Genomic DNA, 16,535 nt, shown 5'->3' with positions numbered 1-16,535 from the left:
CATTTCGGAGTCCATTCCATGCTGACCCCCTACTGGCAATGCCTGCGCGGCATCCTGCTGCGCGAGTGGCTGCGCTTCGTGCTGCAGCGCACGCGATTCCTCAGCGCCCTGGTGCGCCCGCTGCTCTGGCTGCTGGTGTTCGCCGCCGGTTTCCGCGCGGCCCTGGGGATCGCCATCATCGAGCCGTACGACACCTACATCACCTACGAGACCTACATAGTGCCGGGCCTGGCCTGCATGATCCTGCTGTTCAACGGCATGCAGGGCTCGCTGTCCATGGTCTATGACCGGGAAATGGGCAGCATGCGCCTGCTGCTCACCAGCCCCCTGCCCCGGCCCTTCCTGCTGGCGGCCAGGCTGCTGGCGACGTCCCTGGTGTCGCTGCTGCAGGTCTACGCCTTCCTCGCCATCGCTTGGCTCTACGGAGTGCAGCCGCCAGCCGCGGGCCTGCTCGCCGCGCTGCCGGCCCTGCTGCTGGCCGCGTTACTGCTCAGCGCCCTTGGTCTGCTGTTGTCCAACGGCATCCGCCAGCTGGAGAACTTCGCCGGCGTGATGAACTTCGTGATCTTCCCGCTGTTCTTCCTCTCCTCGGCGCTCTACCCGCTGTGGAAGATGCGCGAGGCCAGCGAGTGGCTGTACTGGCTCTGCGCCCTCAACCCCTTCAGCCATGCGGTGGAAATGGTGCGCTTCGCCCTTTACGAACGCTTCAACGGGATGGCGATCGGCGTCTGCCTGGGGCTGACCCTGCTCTTCGCCGTGGCCGCCCTGCTGAGCTTCAACCCCCAGCATGCGGCATTGCGCAAAGCGGGCTGAGCGCATCCGGGAGGGGGAATCTACTACTTTGGTACTGCTTTTCCCCTCTCAACGTCGAATACCAAAAGCAGCGGCACTGGCCTGTAATGGCCCCATAAAAAGAACAGAGAGCCCGCCATGAAGCGTCTCTTCACCTACCTGACCTGCCTTGCCCTGGCACTGTCCGCCTTTGCCGACGAAGCGGCCGATACCACGTTGTTCTCCGCCGACGGCTATCGCCTCAGCCGCTATCGCAGCCCCACCCCGGAACGGGCCGAGCCCGCCCGCACCCTGGATACCGCCCAGCTGCAGGCACAGCTGAAAGCACGACCCGATACCTTGCTGATCGATGTCTACCGTCGCCAGTGGCTCAACGGCCAGTTCATCGCCGCTGAACCCCACGCCAACCTGCCGGGCAGCCTGTGGCTGGCCAACACCGGCGATGGCGAGCTCGACCCGCAATGGCAGGGTTACTTCGCCCACCACCTGCGGCGCGCCAGCCAGGGCCGCCAGGACCGGCCGATGGTGTTCTACTGCCGTTCCGACTGCTGGCTGAGCTGGAACGCGGTCAAGCGCGCCGCCAGGCTGGGCTATGCCAACCTCTACTGGTACCGTGACGGCATCGACGCCTGGGAGCAGGCCGGCCTGCCCCTGCAGCCCGCCCATCCAGCGCCACTTCCCTGACCCGGCACGTCCGGGCATGCCGCACCATAATGAAAACAACGAGGTGAAAGGCCATGTACAAGATTCTGATTGCCGATGACCACCCGCTCTTCCGCGAAGCCATCCACAACGTCATCAGCGACGGCTTCCCGGAAAGCGAAGTGATGGAGACCGCCGACCTGGACAGTGCCCTGGCCCTGACCCAGGAACACGACGACCTGGACCTGATCCTCCTCGACCTGAACATGCCCGGCATGCACGGCCTGAACGGACTGATCAACCTGCGCAACGAGGCACCCACTGTGCCCGTGGTCATAGTCTCGGCCGAGCAGGACAAGCAGGTGGTGCTGCAGGCCATCACCTACGGGGCGGTGGGGTTCATCACCAAATCCTCGCCACGGGCGCAGATGACCGAGGCCATCGAGCAGATCCTCAATGGCAACGTCTATCTGCCGTCGGACATCATCCGCACCCAGAAAGCCTCGCCGCGCCGCCACCACGAAGAAGCCGGCATCCCGCCGGAACTCTTGCAGGCCCTGACCCGCAAGCAATTGCTGGTGCTCGAACGCATGACCAAGGGCGAATCGAACAAGCAGATCGCCTACAACCTGGACATCGCCGAAACCACGGTGAAGGCGCATGTCTCGGCCATCCTGCGCAAGCTCAACGTGCACAACCGCGTGCAGGCCATTCTCTCGGCCAGCGATATCGACTTCACTGCCTACCTGCGCCGCTGAACACCCGCTCTCAAGGACGACGATGCCTGCCGCTCGCACCCTGCTGCTCACGGCCCTGGCCATGCTGGCCTTCGCCGGCAACTCCCTGCTCTGCCGTATCGCCCTGAAGGAAACCGCCATCGACGCGGTGAGCTTCACCGCCGTCCGCCTCGTCTCCGGCGCGCTCATGCTCTGGCTGCTGCTGCGCCTGCGGCGCCAGCCCCTGACCGCCACCGGCAACTGGCGCGCGGCGGCGGCGTTGTTCGTCTACGCGGCGGCCTTCTCCTATGCCTACCTGCAACTGGACGCCGGCAGCGGGGCCCTGCTGCTGTTCGGCGCCGTGCAACTGTGCATGGTGGTGTTCGGCCTGCTGCGTGGCGAGCGCCTGAATATGCAGCAGGTCCTCGGCTTCGCCCTGGCCACGGGCGGACTGGTGGTGCTGCTGTTGCCCGGCGCCAGCGCACCGCCCCTGGCCGGCGGGCTGCTGATGCTGCTCTCGGGTCTTTCCTGGGGCGCCTACACCCTGCTCGGTCGCCAGGCCGGCCTGCCCCTGGCGGCCACCGCCGGCAACTTCATCCGCACCCTGCCCTTCGCCGCCCTGCTCCTGCTGCCCTTTCTCGGCGAATTGCGCTGGGACCTGCCGGGGCTGATCTACGCCCTGCTCTCCGGCGCGCTCACCTCCGGCATCGGCTATGCCATCTGGTACAGCGCCCTGCCCGGCCTCGGCGCCCTGCAGGCCGCCAGCGTGCAGCTGAGCGTCCCCGTCCTCGCCGCCCTGGGCGGTGCCCTGCTGCTGGGCGAAACCATCAGCCTGCGCCTGGCCCTGGTCTCCCTGGCGGTGCTGGGCGGCATCGCCCTGGTGCTGCGGGCGAAGTTCCAGGCGGTGCCGCAGCGGGCCTGACCCTCAGTCGCCGACCTGTTCCCCTCGTAGGGTGGAAATCGCATTTCATTTCCACCATTCGGAGTCCAGCCGGGCCACCCGTGGTGGGCCGGTGAAGCGTCGTCCACCCTACCTCTGACCCTGCACGGACTATCAGCCCTCGTAGGGTGGAAATCGCATTTCATTTCCACCATTCGGAGTCCAGCCGGATCACCCGTGGTGGGCCGGTGAAGCGTCGTCCACCCTACACCTGGCCCAGCCTTCACCGCTCCAGCAAATGGCTCATCGCCGTCTTCAGCTTCATCGGCCGCACCGGCTTGTGCATCAGGGTATGGCCAAGCTCGCGCATCTGCTGTTTCAGCTCGTTGCTGTAGTTGGCGGTGATCATCAGCGCCGGTAGCGGCGAGCTGCGACGGGCGTTGATGGTGGCGACGGCGTCGACCCCGTTGCAGCCGTCGTCCAGGTGGTAGTCGGCGATCAGCAGGTCGGCCTCGGCGTGGAAGTTGTCCACCTGGCGTGCCAGGTCCTGCTCGGAAAGCGCGGTGATGACCTCGCAGCCCCAGCCTTCCAGCAAGGTGCGCATGCCGGCGCAGATGGCGGCATCGTTGTCCAGTACCCAGACCCGCGCCCCCTGTAGCCGCTCCAGCACCGCCTGGGGTTCGTCGCGTTCCTGTTTCTGCCGCGGCACGCGACGGGCCAGGGGCACTTCCACGGCGAACAGCGAGCCCTTGCCCACCACCGAGGCGACCCGGATGCGGTGGCCGAGCATGCGTGCGATCTTCTCCACTATGGCCAGGCCCAGGCCGAGGCCGCGATCCTGCTTGGCGCGCACGGTCTCGCCACGCTTGAACTCCTGGAAAACCTCGCCGAGCTTGTCCGCGGGAATGCCGACGCCGGTGTCGTGCACCTCGATCCACAGGCTCTGCCGTCCACGCCGGCAACCGAGCAGGATGCGCCCATGGGGCGTGTAGCGGATGGCATTGCTCAGCAGGTTGCGCAGGATGCGCGCCAACAGTTGCAGGTCGCTGCGGACCAGGGCAGTGCTGGGCACGAAGTCCAGTTGCAAGCCTTCGCTGGCGGCGATCTGGCGATACTCCACGGCCAGGTTGTCGAGCAATTCGCCCACGGCGAAGGGGGCTATATCCGGCTTGATCACCCCGGCGTCCAGCTTGGAGATGTCCACCAGGGTACCCAGCAGGTTCTCCACGTCTTCCAGGGAGTTGCTGACATTGCGCACCAGAGCCAGGTTGCAGCGCTGCTCGCGCTGTTCCAGCAGGGCGCTGGTAAACAGCCGCGCGGCGTTCAACGGCTGCAGCAGGTCATGGCTGACGGCGGCGAGGAACTTGGTCTTGGACAGGTTGGCCTGGTCCGCCTCGTGCTTGGCCTCGCGCAGGCGCAGTTCGACCTGGCTGCGCTCGTCGATCTCGCGGCGCAACTGGCTGTTCAGGGCGGTCAGTTCGGTGGTGCGCTCGCGTACCCGCTGCTCCAGGTTCTGGTAGGCCTGGTGCAGGGCTTCGGCGGTACGCCGGCGCTCGGTGATGTCGCGGATCAGCACGAAGATGCCCACTACCTCGCCATTGGCCAGGCGGTTGGGCACGTAGGAACGCAGCATGCAGCGCTCCTGGCCGTTGAGGTTGGTCTCGGTGACCTCGAAGGACAGGCTCTCCCCCGCCAGCACCCGCTCCACATAGGGTTCCAGGCGGCGCCAGTGCTCCTCGCTGTGCACCTCGCGCAGGCTCTGGCCGAGCATCGCGCCGCGGGGCCAGCGGTACCACTCCTCGTAGACCTTGTTGGTGAACTCATAGACCAGGTCGGCGCTGAGGTAGGCGATCAGCGCCGGCACGTGATCGGTGATCAGGCGTATCCAGCGCTCGCTTTCGGCCAGGGCCTCGGCGTGGCGGTAACGCTCGGTGATGTCGGTGAAGGTGTTGACGAAGCCGCCGGTAGGTAGCGGATGGGTGCGCACTTCCAGCACCCGGCCGTTGTACAGGCGTTGCTCCATTTCCCGCACGGGGCGGCCGTTGCTGTCGCGGGTGTCGGGGCTGAGCAGGGGCAGCTCGCTGTCGGCCATGACGCCGGCGAAGCTGCGATGCGCCTCCACCGGCGCCAGGCCGCAGAGTTCGAGGAAGCGATGGTTCCAGAGCTCGAGGATGCCCTCGGCGCTGACCATGGCCACCCCTTGCGAGAGGTTGTCCACGGCGCGCTGCAGCAAGCGCGACTTCTGCGCCAGGGCCTGTTCGCGGCGGGCGGTCTCGCTCAGCTTCACCTCGGTGATATCGGTGTAGAGGATCACCAGCCCGCCTTCGCGGGTGGGCCGCTCGCTGACCTGCACCCAGCGCCCGTCATGCAGGCGGTAGAGGATGTTGTCGTCGCTGCCGCGGTGCTCCTCCACTATCAGTCCGGTGCTGTTGGCCAGCCGACGGATCTCCGACAGCCGCGTGCCGCTGCCGATGCGCGCGCGGGTACGGGCCCAGAAGGATTTGAAACGGCTGTTGAAGAGCACGATGCGCTGCTCGCGGTCGAACAGCACGAAGGCGTCGGAGATGCTTTCTATGGCGTCGATCAGGTGCTGGTGAGCGGTTTCCGCGCGCAACCGGGCATCGCTCAGCAGTCGATTGCTGGCCTTGAGTTCGGCCATGGCCTGGTTCAGGGCATCGGTGCGCTCGCGCACCTGCTCGGCCAGTACCACCGAGTGCTGGAAGGCGGCGTAGCTGTCGTCGCGGCGGGAAGCGCTGGACTCCACCCGCTCGATCAGCGCCGCATTGATCCGCCTGAGCTTGCGGTTCTCTTCCTCCAGCGCCGCCAGGCGGTCCTGTTGTTCAGCGGCAGCCATTGCGACCCCGGCGGCCGATGGCGACTCCGGTGAAGGTCTGGTTGATGTGCATGCCATTGAACTGCTCTCCGTAGGAGTTGAAGCCGATGACCCGGTACCGGCGCAGGACTTCCGAGGTGCGGGCGACGGCGTCGGCGTCACCCTCGATTTCCAGGCGGCGCAGGACGCAGTCGCAACCGATGGTCAGCAAGGGCGGGCCGAGCCGTTGACCCAGGCGCTGGAACAGCGCCTCCAGGTTAGGCAGCAGGGGCCCGGGATGCATGGCGGTGAGGACGATGCCGTTCTCCACCGCGCAGTAGAAGCTCAGGCTGAGGTCCGGATTGACCCGCTGGATGGAGCGCACGTAGTAGGAGTCGCCCAGCCGCACGGCCAGCGGATGGGCGGCGAACACGCGCTGGTCCAGCTGCTCCAGGGGTACGCCGATCAGCTGGGCATAGGCCAGGGCGGCCGGTTCGGCATTGAGCTCGAAGACCCGGCGGGTCGTGTTGTCGGCACGGGTGACCACCAGCTTGTCGCTGCCTGGAAGGATGTGGTGGGTACTGAACATCTCGAAATCCAGGGCCGTATTGATCAGCACCACCACCGCCGCGCCGGCATGGAAGCGACCTTCGTGATAGACGTGGGTGTGCCTGAGGTGGTTGTCGTCGGCAGCCGAGCCACCGAAGTGCGGAATGCTGCCGAAGGCGGCGCCGAGGGCGGCGAGCACCACTTCCTCGCGGCTGGAAAGGCCGTCCAACAGGGTCAGGGCGAAACTGTGGTCCTTGATCGGCGCCAGGGAGTTGGCCCGGCAATCCTGCACCAGGCGTTCGACCAGTTGCTGGGCGTCGATCAGGCCGAAGCGGTCCATCTCGTCCACCAGGGCGCTGGCGATGGAGAAACTGCGGTGATCGAAACCCACCGCGCTGACGCAGTTGCGGCCATAGCCCAGGGGAGTGATTTCGCCAGCACTGGTGCAGCCCACCAGGCGTACGCCGCCGAAATACTGTTCCAGCGCCTGGCCCAGGGCTTCCAGGTCGTACTCGGCCGAGCAGAAGAACAGCACGAATCCCAGGTGCGGGTGAATGAGCTGGCGCGCCAGGTCCTGGGCCACGGCTTCCGCCTCGCTGGCCTGGGACATGGCGGTGACGACGCCCTCTGCCGGTTCCTCGAGCATCCTCGGCCTCACTGGATAAACCTGCTTTCGATGGGGAAATTCTACGGAGGAGACCGAGCAGGCCCCATTCTCCTTGGGTAGTGGCGGGCTAGTCCGAAGGTAGGGGGCGGCGTTTCTCCCCTCTCCCAACTTGGGGCAGCACGGGGTTGATCTGTAGGGGCGAATTCATTCGCCAAGGGCAGCGCAGCTGCCCCTTGTGGGCTCGAATGGCAGGCCTCCGGCCTGCTTGGCGAATGAATTCGCCCCTACAACAAAGCGTCACGGCCTGCCGGCTCAAATAAAAAAAGCGGGAGGACCACAGCCTCTCCCGCCAAAACCGGAGCAATCAGGACCCGGCCTTACCAGCTCAGCACGGCACCCAGGGCGACGGTGTCGGTGTCTTCGTTCTGCGCATCACCCTCGTGGCCGTCGATCTCGAACTGGTTGTACTCGGCCACCAGCTTGAGGTTGTCGTTGATGTCATGGAACAGCGCGACGCCACGGGTTTCGTAGTCGGCGCCGGTATTGACCACGCCGTTGCCATCGTCCTTGGTCTTGCCGTAGGACAGCGCCAGGCGGTTCTTGCCGAAGCGGTAGGAGCCCTGCAGCAGGTAGCCGTCGCTGTCCACTTCGCGCAGGGTCGGCTCGCCGGCGTTGTTGGTGAAGAAGGGGTTGATGCCCTTGGCCTGGAAGCCCGAGCCCACCAGGGTGAAGGCGCCCATCTTGGCCTGCACGCCGTAGCCCAGGCCCTTGGAGGTGACGCTGTCGACGTTGGGGTCGGTGTTCTCCGAGGTCTGGTAGGCGCCGTTGACCCAGGAGTAGATCTGCGCGCCGGCCAGGTCGAACTCGTAGGTGATCTCGCTCTCGAAGCGCGGGTTTTCCTGGTAGGCCTTGCCGGTGGGGCTGTCGTCGTTGGTATCCACCGGGTCCATGATGCCCACGGCGGCGCGCAGGCCGTCGGTCTTCGGACTGCGGTAGGTGATCTGCGAGGTCGGGAAGGGATAGGGATAGCCGCTGCCGATATTGCCGAAGGACACGCCGCCGCCGTCCACCAGGCCCAGGGTGTCGCTGACCTGGCCGTAACCGGCGAGCAGCTCATCGAGGAGGATGTTGGAGCGGGCGAACAGGCCGAAATCCTTGCCCACCAGCACCTCGCCCCAGTCACTGCCGGCGGTGCCGTAGAACTGGCGGACGTCGATGGCGGTGGCGGTGCCGTTGGTCTCGCTGTCGTTGATGGTGACCCAGAAGGATGAGCGGGCGCCGAGCTTGAGATCGTCCACCTGCTTGCCCATGTTGAAGCCGATCCAGTTGGGCAGGAAACCCATCTTCACCCGGGACTGGCGGCGATCGAATTGCTCGCCGTCGCGGTCAACGTCGCTGTTCACATAGAAGGCGTTGACGTAACCGTCGGCGGAGAAGGTGGTCTGGTCCTTGTCGTAGAGGACGATTTCGGCGGCGGCCTGCTGGGTGGCCAGGGCTACCGCCGCCGCGAGGGCAAGGCGGGACATACGGGCTTGGGCGATCTTCTTGTTGTGCATGACGCTCTCCGCTGTGGGTGGACGACCGGCAGGTCAGTCGTGTCGGAGGCGATTATCGAAACGCCGCATGGGCCGCCATACGCTGCCTTGGCAGGGTTTCGCCGCTGCCTTGGCAGGGGCTGGGGAGCAGCGCCGGCTGGACGTACGACCGGACGAGGCTTAGGTCGTAGGCCGACGGATGGACGTGCAGGCACGAAAGGACGAGACCTGTTCGTCTCGCCCCTCGGGGGGATGGGAAGTACCCGGGATCAGCCGCGGATGCGCCAGTTCGACGAGGGCGGCTCGCCATTGGCCAGGGCGTGGCAGGCCTGGCCAGCCAGCAGCCGACGATGCTGTTCCAGCAATTGCCCGGGACGCAGCTCCGCCAGGCACTGGCGGACCCGGCCGGCGTGGTTGGCGGGCAAGCCGGCCAGGTGATCGAACCAGGACTGCCGGGCATGTTCGGGGAAGCTCGCCGCCCTCTGCTCCAGTTGCTGCCGGAGGGTGGCGGCCAGCTGTTCCAGCCGGAACGGGTCCAGATGCGCCAGGCTGGCGTACTGGCGGGCGAGGAAATCGTCGATATGGTCGAAGAGCCTGGCGACCGGTGCGCGTGGCGATTGCACAGCGAAGAGCAGGCCACGATGGCGGCCGAACTGACGGAAACCGCAGGCCAGGGCGTAGCCCAATTGCAACTCGCCGCGCAGGCGCTGATGGAAGGCCGGCTCCAGGACGCAGGAGAGCAGCCGCCAGACGGCCTCGGCTTGCGGCTCAGGTCGCTCGAGGGGATAGAACAGCAAGAGCGCCGCTTCCCCCTGGATATCCTCTCGCTGCCATACGCGTCCGCCCTCCCCGGCTGCCGCGCTGGGGGCTGCCGCACGGCCGGGCAATCCTGCGCCCGGGGCGACGTCGCCGATTCCCAGCCCTTGCCAACGCGCCTGCCGCCAGAAGCGTGCCAGGTGCTGCTGATCAGATACGGCCGGCGCCGGGGATGGCGAGTCCTCCAGCCGATCGGGCAGGCATTGCAGCAACCGGCGGATGGGCAACTGGCCCGCCAGACGGCGCGCGGCTTGCTGCTGCAAGCGTGGCCCCTGGGCCAGGGCCCAGGGCGCCGGTAACTGCAGGAGGGGCAGGAGGTCGCCGGCAACCTGCCTCACCTGGTGGGTGTTGCCGAGCAGCGCCAATGCCAGGCTGCCCTGCTCCTCTTCCAGGCTGGCCTCCAGGCCGGCCTGGACGGCGGCGGCCAGCACCGGCCAGGCCGCCCGCTGCAGGCCATGGGCCAGCCCCTGGGGCAGCCCGCCTCGTCCAGGCTGCCAGCGCAGGTACAAGGCACCCTGTTCGGGCTCATCGGGCAGGCCGGGCAGTAATGGCACAGGGGAATCGGCTGACACTGCGGCGGCGCGCGGATGCAGGTAAGGATTGCCTGGCGGCAACCGCCAATGGGTGTCGGCTGGCGCAATGGCCGGCGCGTCCAGCCGCTCGAGGCACAAGGGGAAACCTGCGGATTCGAGGTTCGGCCCGCCAAGGGGATCGCCGGTCTCCAGGCGTATGAGCCGCTCCGGACGGAGTTGCTCGAGCAGCCCCATGACGTCCGCACTTCGGGGTGCACCGGGTGCCATCGCGGTGTCCAGCGGCCCCATGGCGGCCGTCTTGCGCCGCTGGATATCCATCCGTTCTTCCCAGACTCCGCTCCAGGGCGAGGCCGACCGCAGGAAGCTCAGCCAGCCCAGTACTTCGGCCTCCAGCCGCGCGCAATCGGCGCCAATTGCGAGATCGAAGTCCATCAGCAGCAGGCCCTGGTGCCCGTGGGCATAGGGCAGGCGCAGTTGCACAGCCTCGCCAAGGCCCAGGGACGCCAGGCGTTCCTGCAAGCCGCCGGCGGAAGGATCGGACATGAGGTCCTGAAGGAACCCCGTGGCGGCCTCCAGGTCGACGCCCTCCAGTTCCAGCACGAACGCCAGCAGCAGCCGCTCTTCGCCGGGCACGCCGAGGCGGAGGTGGCCCGCACGCAGGGGCAGCATCGGTGGCAGCACCGGTTCGGGCAGCACCGCTGCGGGCCGCAACGGCTCGCCATGCCGCCGCGCCAGTTCCGCCAACTGCTCCAGGGGCTGCGGCCCGACCAGGGTCAGGCATATGCGGGCCGGCTGGTAATGGTCGCGATGGAAGCACTGCAGCGCCGGAAGGAATTCCGGGGACTCCAGCTCCAGGCTGGCGGCGTTGCCCGCATGGAAGTCCGCCAGCGGATGGCCTGGCGCCAGGGCCCAGGACAGGGCCGCCTCGCAGAGGGTCGCCGGGTCCCGTGCGCGGGCGCTGTACTCGGCGTCCAATACCTGGCGCTCGCGCCGGAGCGCTTCCTGATCGAGCGAGGGGTTGGCGAGCATGTCCAGCAACCGCGCCAGGGCCTGCTCCAGGTGCGTCGCCGGCACCTCGCAGAAGAAACGCGTGCGGCGCGGACAAGTGCTGGCATTGACCCGGCCACCCAGCCCCTGGACGAAGGGCATCAGCCCATCTTCAGGAGGGAAACCCTGGCTGCCGAGAAAGACCAGGTGTTCGAGAAAATGCGCCAACCCGGGATGCCCGGCCGGCTCGTCATGGCTGCCCCCCGCCACGTCCACCAGGGCCGCGGCCAGCCTCGCCCCCGGTCGCTGCAGCAGGCGCACCCGCAGGCCGTTGCCCAGTTGCAGGGCCAAGGCGGGCAAGGGCTTGGAAGAGGCTATGGAGGTGGACATGGCTGGCCAGGAACCAAGAGGTATCGTAGGTAGCTTCGACCGCGACCAAAGAATCGACAATGCTGCTTTGGACTTAATCCTGTGGTCTATGCGGATAGTTCTTCCAGCCAATAGCGAATTTCCTACACGTCAATCAGATATTTTCCAGCACTTGTTATGGACGTGACTCCATCGTGGACACTAGCATCTCAATCCGATAATGGCGCTTTGCCACATGGACTGGTAGCCCCCAGCGGAGCAAGCATGGACCAGACGCCCCAACAGATACCCCCGAGCGAAATCGCCCTGCTGGCCAATATCCTGGCTCTCACCACCCGCAACATGACCGCCGTCACCACGTTGCTGGCGCAGGTCACCGCCAATCTGGCCAACTCCACCGACAGCAACCTGCAGGCAGCGTCCGTCGGCCTGCTGGACAGGATCACCAGCCTTGGCCATGACCTGGAACTGCAGTGGGACCTCATCCAGTCCCTGGACCGTTTCTGTCCCCTGCTGGCCCGCACCCCGCCAGCTCGAACCTCCCTGGTCACCGAAATCGATATCAGCCAGTTGCCCCAGGGCCATTGAGCAGCTTGATTTTTTCCGAGCGATCCGCTAGGGTCGCCGGCGTTAGTACCAAGTTGTAAGTCAATCCGGCCTTTCGATCCCTCGCCCCGAGCGGGCCCAAGCAAAGGGACAGAGCCATCCCCGCCGCCTCAGCGATCGCACATCGCCCCACTGCGATGCAGCAAAGCTGTCATGAGTGCACGGTAGATTGACCAGGACTGCCAGCCAGGCCAGACCCTTGCCCGGCGCAGCACCTGGCATCCCAAGTACCAGCTGCCAGAGCCAGATCCCATAGGGGAACTTAGTGCCGGCACCCTTGCTCCGATAAGGATCATCCGATTCGAGCCTGTTGCTCGGCGGATTCGGAGCCATTTGTCTGGCGGCCGATTGGCCGCAATACGAAGGAAGCGACACGATGACCATCCATCATCAAGCCCAAACTGCAATCAGCACCCTGACCCACGCCTTTGCGCCGTTCACCTGCCATATCACCGCCGCTCGCAACGGCAACTTCAGCTTCACCGTCGTCAACGAATACGGTGTCGCCCGCCACAGCGAGCGCCTGTACCCGGAACACTATGGCGATGCCGATCATCTGAAGAATGTGATCGACCGGGCGCAGAAGGCCCTGACCTGCTGAGCAGCGCACCATGAGGAGCCCCGCACCTGCGGGGCTTTTTCATGGGTGCCTGTCCTGGTTGGGGAGCGATTTCATTCGCCATGTCAGTCCGGATTAGCCGTCTGCGCGAGTAATGCAGGGCTACTACAACGGCGACAGGCTGTTACCTAAGCGCGACAGACCGGGCATAATTCGGCCCGTCTTTCCGCCAGCCCTGCGTTTTCATGCGAATTCACGTCACCTTCATCGACCGCGTCGGCATCACCCAGGAGGTCCTGGCCCTGCTCGGTGGCCGCAATCTCAACCTGGACGCGGTGGAAATGGTGCCACCCAACGTCTATATCGACGCCCCCACCCTCAGTCCCGAAGTACTCGACGAACTGCGCGAAGCCCTGCATGCCGTGCACGGCGTGCAGGCGGTGAAGGTGGTGGACATCCTTCCCGGCCAACGCCGGCGCCTGCAGCTGGATGCGCTGCTGGCCGCGATGAGCGACCCGGTGCTGGCGGTGGACGGCGATGGCCGCATCCTGCTGGCCAATCCGGCGCTGATCGCGCTCTACGGCGACGAACCCGAAGGCCGGATCCTGGCGCAGCTGTTCGGTGACGACAGCCTGCACCGCGCCCTGCTGGAGCAGGATTTCCGCCTGCCGTTGCGCGAGATCACCCTCAAGGGCCAGGCGTTGCTGCTGGACGCGGTGCCCATCACCGAGGGCGAGCACCTGGCCGGCGCCCTGCTCACCCTCTACCAGCCCAATCGCATTGGCGAGCGGCTATCGGCCCTGCACCACGATCACGCAGCCGGGGGCTTCGATGCCCTGCTGGGCGACTCGGCGCCGATGGCAACCCTCAAGGCGCGCGCCCAGCGGGTCGCGTCCCTGGATGCACCGCTGCTGATCCGTGGCGAAACCGGCACCGGCAAGGAGCTGGTGGCCCGTGCCTGCCACGCCGCCAGCACCCGCCGCAACCAGCCCTTCCTCGCCCTGAACTGCGCCGCGCTGCCGGAGAACCTGGCCGAAAGCGAACTGTTCGGCTATGCCCCGGGCGCCTTCACCGGCGCCCAGCGCGGCGGCAAGCCGGGCCTGCTGGAGCTGGCGCACCAGGGCACGGTGTTTCTCGATGAGATCGGCGAAATGTCGCCCTACCTCCAGGCCAAGCTGCTGCGCTTTCTCAGTGACGGCAGCTTCCGCCGGGTGGGCGGCGACCGCGAGATCAAGGTGGACGTGCGCATCCTCAGCGCCACCCACCGCGACCTGGAGAAGATGGTCGGCGAGGGGGCCTTCCGCGAAGACCTCTTCTACCGCCTCAATGTGCTCAACCTGGAAGTGCCGCCCCTGCGCGAACGGGGCCAGGACATCCTGTTGCTGGCGCGCTTCTTCATGCAGCAGGCCTGCACCCAGATCCAGCGCCCGGCCTGCCGCCTGGCCCCCGGCACCTTCCAGGCGCTGCTGGCGAACCGCTGGCCGGGCAATGTCCGCCAGTTGCAGAACGTGATCTTCCGCGCCGCCGCCATCTGCGAAAGCAGCCTGGTGGAAATCGGCGACCTGGACATCGCCGGCACCGCCGTGGCACGACAGAGCGACGGCGAGGTGAACAGCCTGGAAGAGGCCGTGGAGAACTTCGAGCGCGCGCTGCTGGAGAAGCTCTTCGTCACCTACCCCTCGACCCGCCAGTTGGCCGCCCGCCTGCAGACTTCCCATACGGCCATTGCCCACCGTCTGCGCAAGTACGGGATTCCGGGCAAGACCTGAAGCCAGTTCTTGGTTTAGCTTCTATCCGATTGAAACGAATAGACTTTAATCATCACCTGTAGGGTCGAATTCATTCGCCAAGCAGGCCGAAGGGGGCGGCTACGCCGCCCTTGGCGAATGAATTCGCCCCTACAAGAAAGCGCGCCCCAGCTCTTCACCCCAGTTATCACAATAAACATATAAGTTACTGATTTAAATAGATTTATATTGGTGAGCAAAACTATCCGTAGCGAAATCGCTACAGCGTAACGTTTCCGCAACACGAGCCCACGCCCCGCGTCACGACTGACTTGGCACCCATTCCCGTACGAAACCCGTCCCACCTTGTAGCGATTTCGCTACAGACAACCTCACCTACTTTTTCTGAAAACACCTTGAAGCCTTTGATTTACAAGGCATACAGCTATCTGGCACCACCCTTGCTAAAGGGCCGGCGACAGTGCGCGGCCATGACCGCGCACGGGGCCAAGCGCCTGGCAGAAGAAACAGGCGCGTCATATGAGTTGAGGACCAAGAATGAGCGAATTGCGTTTCACCGCCGACCACGAATGGCTGCGCCTTGAACAAGACGGTCGCATCACCGTCGGCATTACCGAGTACGCGCAGGACGCACTGGGCGATGTGGTCTTCGTTCAGCTCCCGGAACTGCAGGCCTACGCCAAGGGCGAGGAAGTCGCGGTGCTGGAATCGGTGAAGGCCGCCAGCAACATCGTCATGCCGCTGGACGGCGAGGTGGTGGAAATCAACCCGCAATTGGTTGACAGCCCCGAGCTGGTCAACGAATCCCCCCTCGACAGGGGCTGGTTCTTCCGCATGCAGCTGGCCGACACCAGCGTCCTCGACGGCTTGCTCGACCAGGCCGGTTACGAAAACCTGCTGAAAGCCAACGGCTGAGGATTGACCATGAGCATCGAAACCCCGGCCCTGGGCACCGCCAACGAATTCATCGCCCGCCATATCGGCCCGCGTGACGCCGATATCCAGGCCATGCTGCAACTGCTGGGCTATGCCGACCTCGAAGCCCTGACCGCCAGCGTCATCCCCGACAGCATCAAGGGCAGCAGCGTGCTCGACCTGCCGGCGGGCCAGGGCGAGGCCGAAGCCCTCGCCGCGATCAAGGCCATCGCCGGCCAGAACCAGCTGTTCAAGAACTACATCGGCCAGGGCTACTACCCCTGCCACACCCCCAGCCCGATCCTGCGCAACCTGCTGGAAAACCCGGCCTGGTACACCGCCTACACCCCCTACCAGCCGGAAATCTCCCAGGGCCGCCTGGAGGCCCTGCTGAACTTCCAGACCCTGGTCAGCGACCTCACCGGCCTGCCGGTGGCCAACGCCTCGCTGCTCGACGAAGGCACCGCCGCCGCCGAGGCCATGACCTTCTGCAAGCGCCTGGCGAAGAACAAGGCCAGCAACGCCTTCTTCGCCTCGCAGCATTGCCACCCGCAGACCCTCGACGTGCTGGCCACCCGCGCCGCGCCCCTGGGCATCGAGGTGGTGATCGGCGACGAGCGCGAGATCACCGACGCCAGCGCCTACTTCGGCGTCCTGCTGCAATACCCGGCCGCCGACGGCGACCTCTTCGACTACCGCGCCCTGGTCGAGCGCTTCCACGCCGCCAACGCCCTGGTGGCGGTGGCCGCCGACCTGCTGGCGCTGACCCTGCTGACCCCGCCCGGCGAGTTCGGCGCCGACGTCGCCCTCGGCAGCGCCCAGCGCTTCGGCGTGCCGCTGGGCTTCGGCGGCCCGCACGCGGCCTACTTCGCCACCCGCGACGCGTTCAAGCGCGACATGCCCGGCCGCCTGGTCGGCGTCTCCATCGACCGCCACGGCCAGCCGGCCCTGCGCCTGGCCATGCAGACCCGCGAACAGCACATCCGCCGCGAGAAGGCCACCAGCAACATCTGCACCGCCCAGGTGCTGCTGGCCAACATCGCCAGCATGTACGCCGTCTACCACGGCCCGCAGGGCCTGACCCGCATCGCCCGGCGCGTGCACCAGCTGACCGCCATCCTCGCCGCCGGCCTGACCCAGCTGGGTCTGAATGTGGAGCAGGAAGCCTTCTTCGACACCCTGACCCTGGCCACCGGCGCCAGGACCGCCGAGCTGCACGCCAAGGCCCACGCCCAGCGCCTCAACCTGCGCGAAGTGGATGCCGACCGCCTCGGCCTGTCCCTCGACGAAACCACCACCCCGGCCGACGTCGAGCAGCTCTGGGCGATCTTCGCCGACGGCCAGGCGCTGCCGGACTTCGCCGAACTGGCCGCCCGCGTCGCCAGCCGCCTGCCGGCCGCCCTGCTGCGCCAGTCGGCGATCCTCAGCCACCCGGTGTTCAACCGCTACCACTCGGAAACCGAGCTGAT

12 protein-coding genes and 1 pseudogene are annotated in these 16,535 nt (G+C 66.2%); 9 read left to right on the top strand and 4 right to left on the bottom strand.

Features of this window, described 5'->3' with window-relative positions:
- Positions 1-21 precede the first annotated feature (21 nt).
- The 4 genes from ACFPU0_RS24790 to ACFPU0_RS24775 all read left to right on the top strand — a co-directional run bounded on the left by ACFPU0_RS24790 (position 22) and on the right by ACFPU0_RS24775 (position 3,072).
- Positions 22-813, top strand: a complete 792-nt coding sequence (locus ACFPU0_RS24790; RefSeq protein ID WP_377696028.1) for an ABC transporter permease — start codon at positions 22-24, stop codon at positions 811-813.
- Positions 814-930: 117 nt separating this feature from the next.
- Positions 931-1,476 (top strand): PQQ-dependent catabolism-associated CXXCW motif protein, encoded by a 546-nt coding sequence (locus tag ACFPU0_RS24785; protein WP_377695948.1) that lies wholly within the window; start codon positions 931-933, stop codon positions 1,474-1,476.
- Between the two features lie 53 nt (positions 1,477-1,529).
- Positions 1,530-2,192, top strand: a complete 663-nt coding sequence (locus ACFPU0_RS24780; protein WP_377695947.1) for a response regulator — start codon at positions 1,530-1,532, stop codon at positions 2,190-2,192.
- A 22-nt stretch (positions 2,193-2,214) separates the two neighbouring features.
- Positions 2,215-3,072: an EamA family transporter gene (locus ACFPU0_RS24775; RefSeq protein WP_377695946.1), complete on the top strand. Its 858-nt coding sequence runs from the start codon at positions 2,215-2,217 to the stop codon at positions 3,070-3,072.
- A 241-nt stretch (positions 3,073-3,313) separates the two neighbouring features.
- Here ACFPU0_RS24775 and nahK read toward each other — a convergent pair whose 3' ends face one another.
- From nahK to pqqF, 4 genes are all read right to left on the bottom strand, one after another.
- Positions 3,314-5,941 carry a hybrid sensor histidine kinase/response regulator NahK/ErcS' gene (gene nahK, locus ACFPU0_RS24770; RefSeq protein WP_377695945.1) on the bottom strand — a complete coding sequence of 876 codons (2,628 nt, stop codon included), beginning with the start codon at positions 5,939-5,941 and terminating at the stop codon, positions 3,314-3,316.
- A complete protein-coding gene (gene nosP / locus ACFPU0_RS24765) occupies positions 5,871-7,037 on the bottom strand; it encodes a nitric oxide-sensing protein NosP (protein ID WP_377695944.1) in 1,167 nt (388 codons plus the stop codon). The genes nahK and nosP overlap by 71 nt, the downstream gene beginning before the upstream one ends.
- A 338-nt stretch (positions 7,038-7,375) precedes the next feature.
- A complete protein-coding gene (locus tag ACFPU0_RS24760) occupies positions 7,376-8,524 on the bottom strand; it encodes a porin (RefSeq protein ID WP_377696027.1) in 1,149 nt (382 codons plus the stop codon).
- A 278-nt stretch (positions 8,525-8,802) separates the two neighbouring features.
- A complete protein-coding gene (gene pqqF, locus ACFPU0_RS24755; protein WP_377695943.1) occupies positions 8,803-11,259 on the bottom strand; it encodes a pyrroloquinoline quinone biosynthesis protein PqqF in 2,457 nt (818 codons plus the stop codon).
- 243 nt (positions 11,260-11,502) lie between these two features.
- Here pqqF and ACFPU0_RS24750 point away from each other — a divergent pair, with 243 nt between their 5' ends.
- The 5 genes and pseudogenes from ACFPU0_RS24750 to ACFPU0_RS24730 all read left to right on the top strand — a co-directional run.
- Complete coding sequence (locus ACFPU0_RS24750; RefSeq protein WP_377695942.1) at positions 11,503-11,826, top strand: hypothetical protein; 324 nt, start codon at positions 11,503-11,505, stop codon at positions 11,824-11,826.
- Between the two features lie 394 nt (positions 11,827-12,220).
- Positions 12,221-12,445 carry a hypothetical protein gene (locus ACFPU0_RS24745; protein WP_377695941.1) on the top strand — a complete coding sequence of 75 codons (225 nt, stop codon included), beginning with the start codon at positions 12,221-12,223 and terminating at the stop codon, positions 12,443-12,445.
- A 203-nt stretch (positions 12,446-12,648) separates the two neighbouring features.
- A complete protein-coding gene (locus ACFPU0_RS24740) occupies positions 12,649-14,172 on the top strand; it encodes a sigma-54-dependent transcriptional regulator (protein WP_377695940.1) in 1,524 nt (507 codons plus the stop codon).
- Between the two features lie 516 nt (positions 14,173-14,688).
- On the top strand, positions 14,689-15,066 hold the full coding sequence (gene gcvH, locus ACFPU0_RS24735) for a glycine cleavage system protein GcvH (protein WP_377695939.1): 378 nt from the start codon (positions 14,689-14,691) through the stop codon (positions 15,064-15,066).
- Positions 15,067-15,075: 9 nt separating this feature from the next.
- Positions 15,076-16,535: pseudogene (locus tag ACFPU0_RS24730) on the top strand (glycine dehydrogenase (aminomethyl-transferring)); the annotation flags it as partial.

This window comes from Pseudomonas sp. GCM10022186, from assembly GCF_042656385.1.
Taxonomy (GTDB): Bacteria; Pseudomonadota; Gammaproteobacteria; order Pseudomonadales; family Pseudomonadaceae; genus Metapseudomonas.
The sequence above is the reverse complement of the archived record's forward strand: the minus strand, read 5'-3'. Positions and strand labels throughout refer to the sequence as shown.